The 16,530-nt window shown below is 26.5% G+C and carries 11 protein-coding genes and 1 tRNA gene; all 12 read left to right on the plus strand.

What is annotated here, in order from left to right; translation table 4 throughout:
* Position 1 precedes the first annotated feature (1 nt).
* Positions 2–1,033, plus strand: coding sequence for an ABC transporter permease (locus EXC48_RS01725; RefSeq protein ID WP_129720532.1), 1,032 nt, complete (start codon positions 2–4; stop codon positions 1,031–1,033).
* Positions 1,033–2,064: an ABC transporter permease gene (locus EXC48_RS01730; RefSeq protein WP_015287152.1), complete on the plus strand. Its 1,032-nt coding sequence runs from the start codon at positions 1,033–1,035 to the stop codon at positions 2,062–2,064. Before EXC48_RS01725 ends, EXC48_RS01730 begins: the two co-directional genes overlap by 1 nt.
* Before the next feature lie 485 nt (positions 2,065–2,549).
* Positions 2,550–3,710 carry an ABC transporter ATP-binding protein gene (locus tag EXC48_RS01735; protein WP_223216332.1) on the plus strand — a complete coding sequence of 387 codons (1,161 nt, stop codon included), beginning with the start codon at positions 2,550–2,552 and terminating at the stop codon, positions 3,708–3,710.
* Positions 3,685–5,028, plus strand: coding sequence for an ABC transporter ATP-binding protein (locus EXC48_RS01740; RefSeq protein WP_318026623.1), 1,344 nt, complete (start codon positions 3,685–3,687; stop codon positions 5,026–5,028). Before EXC48_RS01735 ends, EXC48_RS01740 begins: the two co-directional genes overlap by 26 nt.
* A gap of 27 nt (positions 5,029–5,055) precedes the next feature.
* Positions 5,056–6,804, plus strand: a complete 1,749-nt coding sequence (locus EXC48_RS01745; RefSeq protein ID WP_129720535.1) for a hypothetical protein — start codon at positions 5,056–5,058, stop codon at positions 6,802–6,804.
* 88 nt (positions 6,805–6,892) lie between these two features.
* Positions 6,893–7,909 carry a heat-inducible transcriptional repressor HrcA gene (locus EXC48_RS01750; protein ID WP_041593757.1) on the plus strand — a complete coding sequence of 339 codons (1,017 nt, stop codon included), beginning with the start codon at positions 6,893–6,895 and terminating at the stop codon, positions 7,907–7,909.
* Positions 7,910–8,731, plus strand: coding sequence for a nucleotide exchange factor GrpE (gene grpE / locus EXC48_RS01755; RefSeq protein WP_015287159.1), 822 nt, complete (start codon positions 7,910–7,912; stop codon positions 8,729–8,731).
* A gap of 96 nt (positions 8,732–8,827) precedes the next feature.
* On the plus strand, positions 8,828–10,636 hold the full coding sequence (gene dnaK / locus EXC48_RS01760) for a molecular chaperone DnaK (protein WP_129720536.1): 1,809 nt from the start codon (positions 8,828–8,830) through the stop codon (positions 10,634–10,636).
* Between the two features lie 66 nt (positions 10,637–10,702).
* Entirely contained in the window at positions 10,703–11,203 is a 501-nt protein-coding gene (locus EXC48_RS01765; protein WP_015287161.1) for a dUTP diphosphatase, read from the plus strand.
* A 14-nt stretch (positions 11,204–11,217) separates the two neighbouring features.
* Positions 11,218–11,301: transfer RNA gene (locus EXC48_RS01770), tRNA-Leu, on the plus strand.
* Between the two features lie 70 nt (positions 11,302–11,371).
* The gene (locus EXC48_RS01775) at positions 11,372–12,463 is read left to right on the plus strand and encodes a zinc-binding metallopeptidase family protein (protein ID WP_129720537.1); all 1,092 of its coding nucleotides are present in this window, start codon (positions 11,372–11,374) and stop codon (positions 12,461–12,463) included.
* A 180-nt stretch (positions 12,464–12,643) separates the two neighbouring features.
* Positions 12,644–16,351 (plus strand): hypothetical protein, encoded by a 3,708-nt coding sequence (locus EXC48_RS01780; RefSeq protein WP_129720538.1) that lies wholly within the window; start codon positions 12,644–12,646, stop codon positions 16,349–16,351.
* Positions 16,352–16,530: the final 179 nt, after the last annotated feature.

The following is a 16,530-nucleotide window of genomic DNA, read 5'->3' on the forward strand; positions in this document are numbered from 1 at the left end:
AATGTTTCAAAAAGAAAAAGTTGACCTGAATGAAATATATTTTACAACTAAAAGAAATCAAGAATTCTCATTATTTGAAAAAATATTTTCATTTGATTCAGCGTTAGCAAAAAGTCTACTTCACTTTATTAAAATTATGATTGAATTTTTTATTATTGGTTTAATAGTTGTGACAATAACTTTCTTTTTAATCAATATTGTTCCTGGTTCTAATTCATTAATTTCAGGATTAGATGAATCTGCGCGTAAATCAATTGAAGCAAAATATGGACTTAATCTACCGATAGTGCAAAGATATTTTAATTACTTAGCTGGATTATTTAAAGGTGATTTTGGAATATCAATTTCGCTTTTTCCCGGGAGAGAAATTAGTGATTTTATTTGAGTTAGATTTTATAAGTCATTTTTAGTCGGAATTTTTTCAGTAATATTAACTGTTGTTATTGGTATTTCAGTTGGAATATGAGTTGGAAAAAATCCTGGCGGAATAGTAGATAACGTTTCGACTGTTTTAGTAAGTATCTTTTCATCAGTACCATCAATTATCTTCGCTTTAGTTTTAGTATTTTTAGGAAGATTAGTTAATTTACCATACATTTTTAACGCAAGTAATTTGACAACATATATTTTGCCTGGACTAGCACTATCATTAGGAAGTATTATTGTTTATATTAAATACATTAGAACTGAATTAAATAGAGAATTAAATTCAGTGCATGCTAAATTTGCTTACTTAAAAGGTTTATCAAAAAATAGGTTTGTTTGAAGACATGCTTTAAAACCAGCCTTATTCCCGATTGCAACATTTTTCCCAGCAGTTATATTTGGTTCATTTATTGGAAGTATTTTTATTGAACAAATATTTTTTATACCTGGTTCAGGAGCTACATTACTTCAAGCAATCCAAACAAAAGATTACAATATAATTTTGTTCTTAATTATAATGTTTGCACTATTAACAATCGTTTCATATGCTACTCGTGATATTTTATATGAAATAATCGACCCTAGAGTCAGAAGAAAGGGGGCTTAATGGCTAAATCTATTAAGGATAAATTTAATTCTTATGTTTTAAAATTAAAACAGAGACATGAGTTAGGTGATACAAATACTGCTATTTTAAATACAGCGCCCAACCCATTAATAGCACCTTTTCAATATCAGGCTTGAAAAATTATTGGAAAAACATTGGATTTTTCAACAAACTTACATATGAAATCTGAAGCGAAACCTTTTAAAGAGTTTGTTTATAGATATTCAAAAAGTTTTGCTGGTGTTTTTGGATTTGTTTTGCTGGTTTTATTAATTATTCTTGCTTTAATAATACCTTTAACTACTCAAAATCCAGAAACTACAAATGTACATAACCGTTATTTAACTTTTAATCAAACTGATACTAATAATGGTTACCACATTTTAGGAACTGATAATTTAGGTAGAGATTTATGAGCTAGACTTTGACATGGATTAAGATATTCATTATCCTTAGCAATTGTTGTTACTATTATAGAGGTTGTTATAGGTTTAACAATCGGAATTATGATGGGGCAATTTGAGCGTGTTGATAAATTCTTCACATTTTTCATAAAAGTTATTTCTGTTGTTCCTACTATATTAATATTAATTTTAATGACCATAGTAGTTAGTCCTAGTTTTTGAGTTATAACTTTTTCATTATCATTAACATCATGAACTGGAATGGCTAATCAAATGAGAGCACAAGTCAAAAGAGCTAAACATTTCGAATGAGTTTCAGCATCACGTGTTTTAGGTACTCCAACATATAAAGTTTTATTTAACTATATCCCTGTTGTTTTACCGATTTTGATTACTCAATTAGTATTCACTATTCCTGGTGTTGTTCTTTCTGAAACATCATTAGCATTTATTGGTCTAGCTATTGATGATACTTCTACATTAGGTAACTTAATTTCAGAAGGACAAAAGCAATTCCCAACATATTTAAGATATGTATTTGTTCCATCAACTATACTAATTTTAATAACCACAAGTGTTCAATTAATTGGCGCTAGTGTGCAAGACGCTTTAAGAAGGCAAAGATAAAAGGAGATAAAACAATGAAAAAAGTTTCTAATAACAATGTTTCAGTAAAACCAGATACTTTAGATTCAAAACAAGATCTTAATGATGTTTTATCTTCTAGAAAAGATCAATTAAAAATTGATCAAGAAACACTAGAAACCAAAATACCAAATGATTCAGAAATTATCAAGGTTTTTGAATTTGTACATAGTGATCAAGAAAAAATAATAGTTAGTGAATTTAACAATAAAGAATCACATTTGCAACAACATTGTATAAAAAATTCTAATGAAATAAACAATAGTTTTATAAGTGAAAAAGAATTTTATGGACCAGAAAATAGTGTCTATCATAAACCAAAAGTTGTAAAGGTTCAAGATGTTGTATTGCTTAATGATTCAGAAGCGCTTCATAAAACAAATATTTGTAAAATTGAAAAATATTTAGGAAGATTTATTGAATGTAGTTGTAATAAGCAGCATAAAAATAAAGAAACATTTTTAAAAATGTTAAAAAGACAATTTGTATCAAAAACTAAAAAGCAATTTGATTGAGATAAATTTTATGCAAATGTTAAGTATAAAGAATTTAAAGATGGTACTAAATTAAAAATAGCAGCTGAAATTAATGATATTTATTTGTCATTTTTAAATCCAGCGGTTCCCGGTGAAAAAAATAAAGTTTTAAGAGGACCGTCAATTGAAATATATGAAGGTAAAGTTCATGCTGTAATTGGTGAATCAGGTTCTGGAAAATCAGTTATTACATCATTATTATATGGATTAACTGGTGATAATGCTGTGATTGATTCAGGAGAGATTAAACTTTACAATAATAATGTAGAAAGTTTTAGTTTTAATGATTGAGAAAAATCTCGCTATAGAGGAAGAATTGTTTCAGCTATTTTCCAAAACCCAATGTCAACACTTAATCCAACAATGAAAGTTGGGACTCAAATTATGGAAGGTATGCTTTTAAACAAAGTGGTTAAAAATAAAAAAGAAGCATATCAAAGAGCTGTTGAATTTTTAAAATTAACTAAAATAAATGACCCTGAAGCTGTGATGAAACTTTATCCACATGAAATGTCTGGTGGTATGGTGCAAAGAGTTGTAATTGCTGCGATTGTTGCTTTAGAACCAAAAATTTTAGTAATGGACGAACCCACAACTGCACTTGATCCAACTGTCCAAGCATTAGTTCTGGATATTGTTAAAGAATTACAAGAAAAACTAAAATTGTCAATTGTATTTATAACACACGATTTAGGAGTCGTTGCTTCTATTGCGGATTATATATCAATTATGTATGCTGGTCAAATTATTGAAGAAGGTACTTCTGAAGAAATTTTAAGATATCCACAACACCCATATACATGAGGTTTAATATCAAGTATGCCTGATGTTAATAAAGGGAAAAGATTATCCACTATTCGCGGGAGCGTCCCATCTAATCTTAATAATATTGTGGGTGATGCTTTTGCGATTAGAAATGATTATGCTTTGGGTATAGATTTAGAAAAAGAACCAAATTTTTATTGAATATCAGAAACACATCGTGTTAAATCTGCATTATTGGATGAAAAGAGTCAAAAATACTATCCGCCAAAATTAATACAAGAATTATGAAAGGAATATTTAGATGAACATGGATCAACAAATAAATAAAGAAACTGTTACCTATGTAGAAAAGAAGTTTCCTTTCAGAAAAATTAAACATGTAAGATACCAAACAAAAGGTGTTGAACAAATGTTACAAACTCCAAAGGATAAAAATATATTAGCTTCATTAAGGAATGTTGATATTACATATGGTTCAGGTTTAAAAGCTTTTAGAGCCGTTACAGATATTAATTTAAATATCTATGAGGGAGAAGTTTTGGGACTTGTAGGTGAATCAGGTTCAGGAAAAAGTACTTTAGGAAGATCATTAGTTAGTTTAGTACCTTATAGTTTTGGTGAAATTAAACTTCTTAATAGAGTACTACCAAAAAAGCTTTTTCGAGGTTTTAAGTTTGGCAAAAGGTTAAAAGAATATAAAGAAATAGATAATTTTTTAGTGAATAAATTGCAGATGATCTTTCAAGATCCGGCTAATTCATTGAATCCACATGCTAATGTTGAAACAATTGTTTCAGAGGGATTAAAAAATACTAAAAAAGCCAAAGAAATTTGAATTTATAATAATGATCAAGCAACATTAAAAGAAGTTTATAAAAAGATTGATCCTGAAAAATATCAAAATGAATTTTACGGAACATATTTAAAAACCTTAAATAAAGAAGTTTATGAAAACGAATTTGTAGCATATGAATCTATATATGTAAAACTTATTAATAAAATAAAAGAATATAATTTAATAGAAGCACTAGAAATTTTAAATACAAAACATCTTGAACGATTAGAAATGAATAAATTAACTGAAAAAGAAGCTAGAAAATTACTTGTTAGAGATATCTTGATTTCTGTTGGATTAGATGAATCTGTACTAAGAAGATATCCATTAGAATTTTCTGGTGGTCAACAACAACGTATTGGTATATCTCGTGCTGTAGTTTTACGACCACAATTATTGATTGCTGATGAGCCAATTTCCGCATTAGATGTTTCTATTCAAGCTCAAGTTGTTAATATTTTTAATGAATTAAAAGAAAAATATAATTTAACTATTTTATTTATTGCTCATGACTTACGTATGGTTGAGTATATATCAGATCGTATAGCGGTTATGAATAAAGGTCGAATATTAGAGGTTGGTAAAACTGAAGAAATAATGAAACATTCATTACACCCATATACCAAGAGTCTTTTAGATGCTGTACCATCAATAAAGAGCAAAAAAGGTCGTTTAATTGGATATGTATATGATCCAAAAATGCATAATTATACTCATGAAAATCAACCAGAGTGAATTAAAATAAATGATGATCACTTTGTTTTAGGAACCAAACAAGAAGTTGAAAGCTGAAAGCAAGGAAAGTATTAATTCGCTCTTAGATAAAAAAGGAAAACTATGAAAAAAAGAGCAAAATTATTTCTTTTCTCTTTAACTGGTTTAGCGGCTTTATCATCTGTTATTAGCTGTAATCCAACTAAAGAAGATGATACTAATCCAATAACGAAAAGAAAAGAAAAACTAGAAAAAATTATTTCTACCTTAGATTTAGATAAAGCTAAAAAAACAATTTTATCAAATCAATTAAAACAATCAAAAACTAATCAAGAAATTGAAAAGATGCAACAGGAATTAAATTATTATGTAGAAGTAAAAAATACTAAAGAATATTTGAAAAATTCAGCAATAAACAATGCGATTATAGAAGTAATGCAAACAAAAATATCACTTGCTAAAACTGAAGAAGAATTATCAAATATAAAAAATGAAATTAAAAAAGAAGTTATTAGCGAATTGAACACTTTAAAAACTTCTGAGATGTATAATGATATTTCGGATGAAAGCAAAGTATTAATTGATAAAATGATTCAAGATGCTAATTCAGTTACTGAAAAATCTAAAATTGAGGCAAAACTTTTAGAAATGTTTAATAAAGTTGCGAAGGATAAACTCCCTACTTTAAAACAAATTATTAATGATCTTCTCAAAAAAGTGACAGATCCTACAAAGGAAAAATATTTTTCAAGCAAAAATGTTGATAATTTATCATATTTAGAATTAAAAGCTATAAAATTAGAGATTGAGGAATATTTAAATCAAAAATTTAGTGAAGAAATATATGAAACACAAAAAAATAAGTTTTCAGAAGTTTTAGTAATTAAGGCAATTGTTTCTATTTTAACTAATGAAAATGATAAAAAGGAACTACAAAAACAATTAGAAAATGCTAATACTAATGAAAAACTTGATAATTTGTTTAATAATGCTAAGTCTAAATTGAATTTGTCAACTGAACAACTTGCAAATTTAAAAAAATCCTTAATAGATGTAGTCAAAAGAACCTTTAATAAAAAAAATGCAAAAAACATTATTGATAAATTAAATACAGAAATTAAAGACTTTAATGCACTTTATGAAATTATTAAAGATGCTGCTAAATTATATGCAGATGAAGTGAAAAAATTAAAGGATTCTATTGAATTAAAAAATAGTCTTAAAACATTAGAAAAAAATGAGCCAAAACAAGGTTTGTTATATAAAGAAAAAGTTTCAAAAGCAAGCACAAAAGAAGAAATAAATAATTTTAAAAATGAAATTACTATGTTGCTTAATAAATACAGGGATCCCGAACCAACAAATATAAATTTATTTAAACCTTTTTCTCCATTAAAATCTACTGTTGTTCCTAAAGATGCTAAACTAAGAAGTTCAGAATATGTTATTAATACTATAAGAATAATAAGAGATAAGGTAACAAAAGAATCAACTTATCGCATTTATGCTAAGATTCCTGAAACATCAAAAACATTTACATTAACAAAAGATGAAGAAAAAGTTAAAGCAAAATTAATTGAGCTAAGAAACAATATAATTGCAACATTTTTTAACCTAAGTTCTATAGTTGGTTCAAATAGAAAAGATTATTATTTTAATGAAGTTACTAATTCATCTCCGACATCAACTAAATTAGAAATTTCAAAATTATTATGATCAGTTGATAAAGCTTTAATAAATGGTCTTTATTATGAATCAGTTTATAATGGTCTTTTAGGAGTTGAACAAAATAAACCAAGATTAGAGTTAGTTCATACATATTATTCATTAAAATATATTATTGAAAATAATAAAACCTCACCAACAAGCTAAAAGAAGTACCCAAATGGGTATTTTTTTATTTTTTAGCAATGTAATAATTTAATTGCTAAAAAATATTTTTTTATGTTATAATTTGAATATGGAACAAAGACTGAATAAGAAGTTAGAACCTATTTTAAAATACACAGTGATGTCTTATATTGAAGATGCTCAACCTATAAGTAGTTCGAATTTAATAACTAAGTATCAAAATTATTTACACTGTTCTAGTGCTAAAATAAGGTACATAATGAACGAACTTGAAAAACTTGGGTATTTACAAAAATCGCATAATTCTAGCGGTAGAACACCAACAGTCAAGGGATTGAATTATTATGCAAAATATCTATCACATACTTGAGAAGATAAAATGCGAAAAAAAATTGATGAAATCTTAAAACAAAAACATATTGATATTAATAATACTGTTGAAGAGGCTGCTAATGTGATTTCAGAAATAACTGGATTAACTCTTGTAACGAATGAAATTACAAAAGATGCTTTATTAAAAAGTATTGATATTGTTCCAATTCAAGTCCAGCAAGCAACTGTAGTGTTAGTTATTTCCACAGGTGAAGTATTTTCAAAAATTGTTAATTTTTCATCTGCTATTCCTGTCACCGACTTGAAAGTAGCAGTCAGAATATTTAAAGAAAGATTAATCGATTCACCTCTAAAAGAATTATCACAAAGAGTTGTATTATTAAAAGATATTTTAGCTAAATCTGTAAACAATTATCAATCAATTATTGATTCAATTGTAAATCAAGTATTTGATACTTATTTAAACCAAGAAAATGTGAATAAAAAAATTTATGGAAAAAATAATATTATATTAAGCAATCAAATTCAGCGAGAAGACCTTAATACCTTAATACAACTTGTTGAAAAACATTCTGTTTGAGAAAAAATACAAGAACAAGCAGATCAAGAAGAAAATATTAAAATTTCAGTAGACAATACAGGAACATATATGTCAAAAAGAATTGAAAGCAACTCAAAAATTACTGAAATTTCAGTTGTCGGGGCAATGAATTCGGACTTTGATAAGATGAAGACAGCTATTAATGCTCTTGATGAAATTTTAAAAGAAATTAATAATAAAAAAGGAGAATAGATGAATCAAATAAAAATTAAGAATAATGATAAGTTAAAAGCAAAATTTAAACTTTTTGTTAATGGTGTAGAGCTAGAAAACTATACAAAAGAACAAGAAGTTGTTATTGGAAAAAATCAATATCTACCTAATTTTGATGATTTTTTAATTGGAAGAAAATTAAAATCAAAATTAGAAATTAAGGTATTTTTTCCTAAAAATTATTCTATTGCAGAAATTGCAGGTAAGAAATCAATTATAGAATTAAGTGATGTTGAATTAATTTCTAATAATAATTATGAAGAGATTGAAAAATTAAAAAATCAAGTTTCATTATTAGAAACTAAATTAGCTACAAAAGAATTAGAAATTTATAATATTAATAATACATTTAAAAATAAAGCAAGTGAATTCTCTAAAAAGACCCAAGAAAAGATTGAACAAGTAACTTCTGAATATAATGAAAAGTTAATTGTTGAAAAAAACGAAATTAAAAAATATGCATTACAATCCTTTTTGGAAAGTTTCGCTATTCCCTTTAATAATTTTATAAGTGCAATTTCTGCTGGACAAAATTCACCAACCCAAGAAGTACAAAATTATTGTTTGGGTTTTAACATTGTATCAAAACAATTTGAAAATCTTCTTGAAGAAAATGGAGTTCAATTAATAAGACCTGAATTAAATACTGAATTTAATCCAGAATTCCAAGAAGCAATAGATTTCAAAGAAGATTCTGAATCACATAATAAAATCTTAAAAGTTGTTAGATTAGGATTTTCACTTAATGGACGTGTAGTTGTACCAGCAAGTGTAATCTTATCTAAAAAAATTAGCAATTAAATTATTTGACTGCTAAAAATATGTTATAATTATTATATGTTATTCAAAGTGGTAACAAGGTAATTAAGATTTAAATTAAAGTTTTAAGGAGAAAATATGGCAAAAGAAATTATTTTAGGTATTGACTTAGGTACAACAAACTCTGTTGTTTCTATAATTGAAGGAAAAAATACTATTGTATTAGAAAATCCGAATGGAAAAAGAACTACACCATCAGTTGTTGGTTTTAAAAATGGCGAAGTAATTGTTGGAGATGTTGCAAAACGTCAAATTGAAACAAATCCAAATACAGTAAGTTCAATTAAAAGATTAATGGGTACTGATAAAACAGTTCATGTTAATAATAAAGATTATAAACCAGAAGAAATTTCAGCAATGATTTTATCATATATGAAAGATTATGCTGAAACTAAGTTGGGTAAAAAAGTTACAAAAGCTGTTATTACAGTTCCTGCGTATTTCGATAATGCACAACGTGAAGCTACAAAAATTGCTGGTAAAATAGCTGGGTTAGAAGTCATGAGAATTATTAATGAGCCAACTTCTGCTGCTCTTGCTTTTGGTCTTGAAAAGACTAATAAATCAATGAAAGTTCTTGTTTATGATCTTGGTGGTGGAACATTTGACGTTTCAGTATTAGAACTAGAAGATGGTACATTCGAAGTGCTTTCAACTAGTGGTGATAATCATTTAGGTGGTGATGATTGAGATCATGAAATTGTGAAATGAATTTCTGAAAAAATTAAAAAAGAACATAAATATGATGTTTCAAGTGATAAAATGGCAAGAGCTAGATTAAAAGAAGCGGCAGAAAAAGCAAAAATTGATTTATCATCTCAATCTGTTGCTATTATTAACTTACCATTTTTAGCTGTTACAGAAAATGGTCCATTAAATGTTGAATTAGAATTAAAACGTAGTGAGTTTGAATCAATGACTTCTCATTTATTAGATAGAACACGTAAGCCAATTGAAGATGCATTAAAAGAAGCAGGCATTACTGCAAAAGACTTGCATGAAGTATTATTAGTTGGTGGATCAACAAGAATGCCAGCTGTTCAAGATATGGTAAAAAGAACTTTAGGTAAAGAACCAAACCGTTCAATTAACCCAGATGAAGTTGTATCAATTGGTGCTGCAATTCAAGGTGCTGTTTTAGCTGGTGATATCGATGATATTTTATTATTAGATGTTACTCCTTTAACACTTGGGATTGAAACAATGGGTGGTATAGCAACTCCATTAATTGCAAGAAACACAACAATTCCAGTAACAAAGAGTCAAATATTTTCAACTGCATCAGATAATCAAACTGAAGTAACTATTAGAGTTGTTCAAGGTGAAAGACAAATGGCTTCTGATAATAAATCATTAGGTCAATTTAATTTGGGGGGTATTGAACCTGCTCCAAGAGGTGTTCCACAAATTGAAGTAAGTTTTACAATAGATGTTAATGGTATTACCACTGTTACAGCAAAAGATTTAAAAACTAATAAAGATGCAACTATTACAATTTCAAATTCAACTAAATTATCAGAAGAAGAAATTCAAAAAATGATTAAAGAAGCAGAAACTAATAAAGAAGCAGACACAAAACGTAAAGAAGAAGCTGAAACATTAGTTAGAGCTGAATCATTAATTGATCAAATTAAAAAAGCAAACGCAGAACAAGGTGATAAATTAGACGCAAAAACTAAAGAAGAATCAGAAAAATTAATTAAAGAACTTCAAGAATTAATTGATAAAAAGGATTATGCAACTTTAAAAACTAAATTAGATGAAGTTGAAAATATGATGCGTAATTTTGCAAACTTTGCTGCTCAACAAAATGCAAAACAATCGTCTGATTCTAATGATTCATCAAAAAATTCCGATGAAGAAACAGCTACTGTTGTAGAAGAATAAAATTAGTGCCGAATGGCACTTTTTTATAAATAAAATTTTTAAAGAAAATTATATAATTATTTTGAAATGAATTTAACTGAATTATTTGATATGCAAAAGAAATTGGATAAAGAAATAGAAAAGAAATGCAATACTCTTAATCCAAAATTTACTAAAAAAGAAATGACATTAAATAGAACTATAGCTTTAATGGTTGAAGCTGGTGAATTTATCAACGAGGTTCAAACGTTTAAATATTGAAAACATAATAAACTAATTAATAAATCAAATATTTTAGAAGAATTTGCTGATTTACTGCATTTTTACTTGACATTAGCATATGAAAATAATGTATATCCGGAATTTAAACCATTTATAAATGAATATAATGATATTAATGTACAATTTAAAGAATTATTTATTTCAATTTCCAATTTAATGAATAATACAACAGCAGATAATATAAGAAAATCTATTGAAATTGCTCTTGGTAGTTTTGTGATGTTGGGGTATAATTATAGTGAGTTATATCAAGCATATTTTTTTAAAAATCAAAAAAATTATAAAAGATTATATTCTGATTATTAATCTTTTGTTATTTTGCCTTAGTGGTGGAATGGTAGACGCTGCGGACTCAAAATCCGTTGGAGCAATCCGTGCAGGTTCAAGTCCTGTCTAAGGCACCATAAATCAACACTTTTAAGTGTTTTTTTATACCTTTTATAAAATATATATGCAAAATGTAAAGGAAACATTATGGATCAAAAATATAAACAATTATTTCAAAGATTAGATTACTATATGAAATTACAAGCGCCATCTAGAAAAGAACAACCAGTAGCAGACGCACTTAAAGAAGGTATAAAAAAGCATATTTTTCAAATAACATATGATAAAACTGGTTCTATTATTTTTTCTAAAAAATCTAAAAAAACAAATGTTCCAAAAGTAGTTATTGCTGCCCATATGGATGAAGTTGGATATATGATAAAGAGCATTAAAGAAAACGGGAATATTTTAGTTTCATCAATTGGCGGGATATGAGCATCAAGCATTATTGGTACAAAGGCTATTGTAGAATCAAGTAAGACAAAACAAAGATTTAATGGGGTTTTTGGACATACCAGCGTTCATATTATGACAAAAGAAAAGTATAATTCAGCAATGACAAATGATGAGTTATATGTAGATTTAGGATTTAAAAGTGATAAAGAAGTTTATGAAAGTAATCTCAATATAGGTGATAGTGTTTATATAACTGGTGAAACAATTGTCTTAGAAAATAATTTAGTTGGTGGTAAAGCAATGGATAATCGCGCAGGGATCACGGCGCTTGAATTTATTGCTAATCAAATTGCAGACGTTGATTTAGGTTGTGATGTTTATTTAGTAGGAACAACACAAGAAGAAGTGGGTTCAAGAGGTGCAAAATCAATGATTAATTTAATAAAACCTGATATTGCTTTTGCTCTTGACACATGTGCTTCTCATGATACATTTATGGCTATTGAAGGAATACCAGTTCTTGGTAGAGGAGCAGCAATATTAGTAAAGGATGGTGGAATAATTCCTGATCCTAAGTTAATTAATTTTATTTCAGAAATAGCTAAGTCAAATGGAATCGACACTTATAAATATATAGCAGCAGGCGGATTCACTGATAGTTCTGAGTTGCAATTTCCAGATGGAGGATGTTCGGCATTAACTATTTCTATTCCGCAAAGATATTTACATAGTCCTATTGGTGTAGCTTCTTTATTTGATATTCAAAGTTCAATTGATTTATTAGTATTATTTTTAAAATCCCTTTCAAAAGAAGTTTATGATGAATTATTTTTATTTAAATAATCACAAAATAAGATCCACAATTAATTTTTAGTTGTGGATTTTCATTAGCTATTATATATATGATACTATTGAATTTCTATAATATTTTAGTATATAAAAAAATTAAATATCATTGTATAATAAATATTATGAATTTAAACTTATGCAATCATATATATGTCTTAAATAAAAAAATAGACTATGGCAAAAAATAAAAAGGTTTGACTAGCAGTTGGTTTATCAATATCAGCTAGTTTAGTTGTTGCAGGAGGAGGAGCGATAATATATGCTGCAACAAAAAATGATAATATAAAGGAACAACAGGACGCATTGATTGCTCAACAAGAAATTATTAAGCAAAAAGAAATAGAAATAGAAAATGCTAGAATCGAGTTATCTAATATCAAAATACAACGACAAATATTGAGTGAAAAAATTAAAGAAATTGATAAAAATATAAGGGATTCTCAAAGCAAAAATGAAAGAGTGAGGACTAATTTAGAACAATCTAAGTTAGAAATATATATTAAAGAAAAAGAATTTTCTGATATTACTAATTCATTAGAAGAAACCAAAAAAGAATTAACCAAAACCAAAAAAGAACATAATGAAATTAAAACTAAATATGATCAAGCAAAGTTGTTATTTGATGAAAAATTTGTTGAATTTAGTAAGAAAGAGAATGATTTTAATGAAGCGAGTAAATTATTAGAAGCAGCAACAAAAGCAAAGCAAGCAGCAGAAAAAGAATTGCAAGATGCTAAAAAGATGTTGCAAGAAAAAACAAATGATTTACCTATTAAAGAAAATGAAAAAGAAAAAATAACTCAAGATATAAAAGTTGCAGTTGAAAAAGAAAAAGAAGCTTCTGAAAATGCTAGAAAAGTGAATCATGATTATGATTTGAAGAAGCAAGCGTTAGAAAAAGAAACTATGGAATTAGGTTTATTAAAAGATGAAGAAAATAAGCTAAATTCTGAATATCAAAAAGCAAAGCAAAAAGTAACAGACTTAATTAAGTCTGTTAGTGATAACGAAACTAAACTAGAGAAGTTAAAATCAAATATCAAAGATTTAGAAGTACTAATTACTCAAAAACAAAAAGAAGAAAAAGAAACTAATACTGCATTAGAGTCATTAAAAAATACACACAATAGTATTACGGCTAGTTATGAAAAAATTAAAAGTGAATATGATAAAGTTTATGAAGATTTAAAACAAAAAAATGAGAAATTTAATAATGTTAATCAAGTTTTAATGCAAGCTCAAAAAGTAAAACAAGAATCTGAAACAGAAATAAATAATTTAACCCAAACTTTACAACAAAAACAAGAGCAATTAACTGAAAAAAATGTAAATAAAGCAAAAATTCAATCTGATTTAGATTCATTAAATACAAAAGTAAAAGCATTGCAAGATGAAGTTAATACGTTAATAGAACAAGAATCTGAACTGCTTATAGATTTAGAACCTAAAAGAGATGAATTAGAAAAAGCGAATACAGAATATAATAAATTATTTCAAAAATTAAACGATGAACAAAAAAAGATTGATGAACTTAATCAACAAAAATTAAATGTCCAAAAGAAACTTCAAGATGCAATAAATGCTCCACGAACAAAAACAGTTGAAATTAAAGTTTTACAAGAAAAAATAAATGAAATAAATAACTCAATAAAAGATAATGAAAATAAACAAAAAACAGCAGAAACTAAATCAAAAAAAGCAAGTGAAAAATTTCCTGAATTAGAGAGAAAATTTGAGGAAAAAAATAACGAAAAAATAAACATTGAGTTTGAAGTAGAGCAAGCAAAAGCGAAAGAAACACAAGCAAAAGGTGAATTAATTAAAGAAACTAATGAATTAACCCAAAAACAATCTTTAAAAACTGATTTAGAAAATGAAAAAAATAACCTAGAGCAAAAAATAACTTCGTTAATGAATGAAATAAAAGATCTAGAAAGTGATCTTAGTCAATTAGATCAAAAAATCGCTAACGCAAATACTGAATATCAAAAAGCAGAAGAAGAAGCAAGAAAAGCAAAAAAAGAATTAGATGAAAAAGAAGCAAAAAAGGATGAACTTTTTCAAAAAGTAATTGATTTGCAAAATAAAAATGCTCCACATAATGAATTTTCAAAGGCTGATACTGAAGCGCATAATTATCTTAAAAAAACAGTTGTTCCCGCTAGAGCTAATTCAACCCATAAAGAAAATGTTAAAAATAATAAAAAAGCAGCTAAGGATAAATTAGAACAAGAAAAATCTAAAAAACAAGAAGAAGTAAAACATAAAAACCAAGAAATTGAAACGGCAAAAACTGAAGTTACCAGAAAAGTTTCCGAATTACAAACAATTGTTGAACGAATAACAGAAGTACAAAAAATAGTAACTCAAGCAAGAAAAAAACATGAAATGTTTAATGAAGAACTTAAAGAAAAAGAGCAACAAAATACTATAATATCTAGTGAGTTTAATAACCTTGAAGAAATGCTTGAAGAAATATTAAAAACAAAAAATGATGCTGATGAAGAAAACGAACAAGCTACAAAAAACATTGAAATTAAAAAGCAGGAATTAGGTCAAACAAATATGCATCTTCAACAAGCACAAAAAGATTTTAATGAAGCTGATAAAAATAAAGCAGCAGCTGAAGAAGAATTAAAAAAAATAGAAACTCAACTTAAAGAATTAGAAGCTAAAAAAGCTGAACTTGAACCACAAGTTAAAGAAAAAGAAACATTTAAAAAAGAAAAAGAATCTATATTTAATGAAGCTGAAAAACTTCATAATCAAACAAAGAAAGATAAAGCTAAAAAAGATAAAGAATTAGAAACAATAACTAACGAAGTTTTTCAAAAAAGAAGCGAATTAAATGAACAAACTAATTTCATTACTCAATTAACAAGAGAAATTGATGAAGCGCAAACTAAAAAAACAGAAGCTATGCGAAAAATAAATACCGCAACTAAAACGATAAAAGAAAAAGAGCAAGAATTATCACAAAAGCAAGATCTAAAAACAAAGGCAGAAGCAGAACATCAAAAAATACTTCCAAAATATAATGAAGAAAAAACAAAATTTGATAATTCTAATAAATTAATTCAAGAAAAAACTGAATTACATAATCAAAAATCTAGCGAGCTTGAGTTAGCGCGAAAAGCGCTTCAAGATACAATTCAAGAAGAAAAAGAAACAGAAAAAGCATTATTAGAAGCCAAAGCTAAACAAAAAAATGAATTGGATGATGCAAAACTTCAAGAACGTCAAGCGAAAGAAAAATTAGATCAAAAAACTGAAAAAGTTAACTTAAAAACTACTATAGTAAGTAATGCTCAGTCAATTGCTTCAAAAGCATTAGAAGATAAAAAAGCAGCTGATCAAATGCATATAAAAGCAGCTAAAAATCTAGAAGATGCAAATCTGAATTTAACAAATTTAAATAAAGAGATTGAACAAATAAAAAAGATAATATCTGATTCAAACCAAACTATTAATAATGCACCAAAGAAAATTAATGATGTACAAAATAATATTGAACAACAAAAAAAGAATGTTGAATCTAAACAAATGATTTTTGATAAAGCGACTGTAGAAATAAAAAAATTTCAATTACCAAAAGAGAAGCTTGAAAAACAACTTAATGGTTCTAATCTTGTATTACAACAACAAGAAAAGCAATTACAAGATAAGTCTAAATCCTTAGAGAATTTAAAAAATGATTTAGATAATATTAATAAAAATATATCTAGATCAGAAGAAAATATTTTAAGCGCTAATAAAGAAATTGAAAAAGCATTGAAAGAAAAAGAACTATCAAATCAAAGGTTAAGTGAACTTAATAGAGAAAGTGAACAAAAAAATAACTACATTATCAACAAAACCAAAGAATTAGAAAAAGTAAAATAAGATTTAAAATAACAAATAAGCCTTATTTTTGGTAAACATTTTTATTGTTAAATAATTAAAATTAACCCTCAATTTTAGGGTTAATTTTAATTATTAATCATAAGGTTTGTAAACCCAATTAAATGATATTTATTGTATTTAGTTTTTAAGAACCTATTGTTACTAAAAATATAAAAAAT

It is taken from the genome of Mycoplasmopsis cynos (assembly GCF_900660545.1).
In the GTDB taxonomy this organism is placed as follows: Bacteria; Bacillota_I; Bacilli_A; order Mycoplasmatales; family Metamycoplasmataceae; genus Mycoplasmopsis; species Mycoplasmopsis cynos.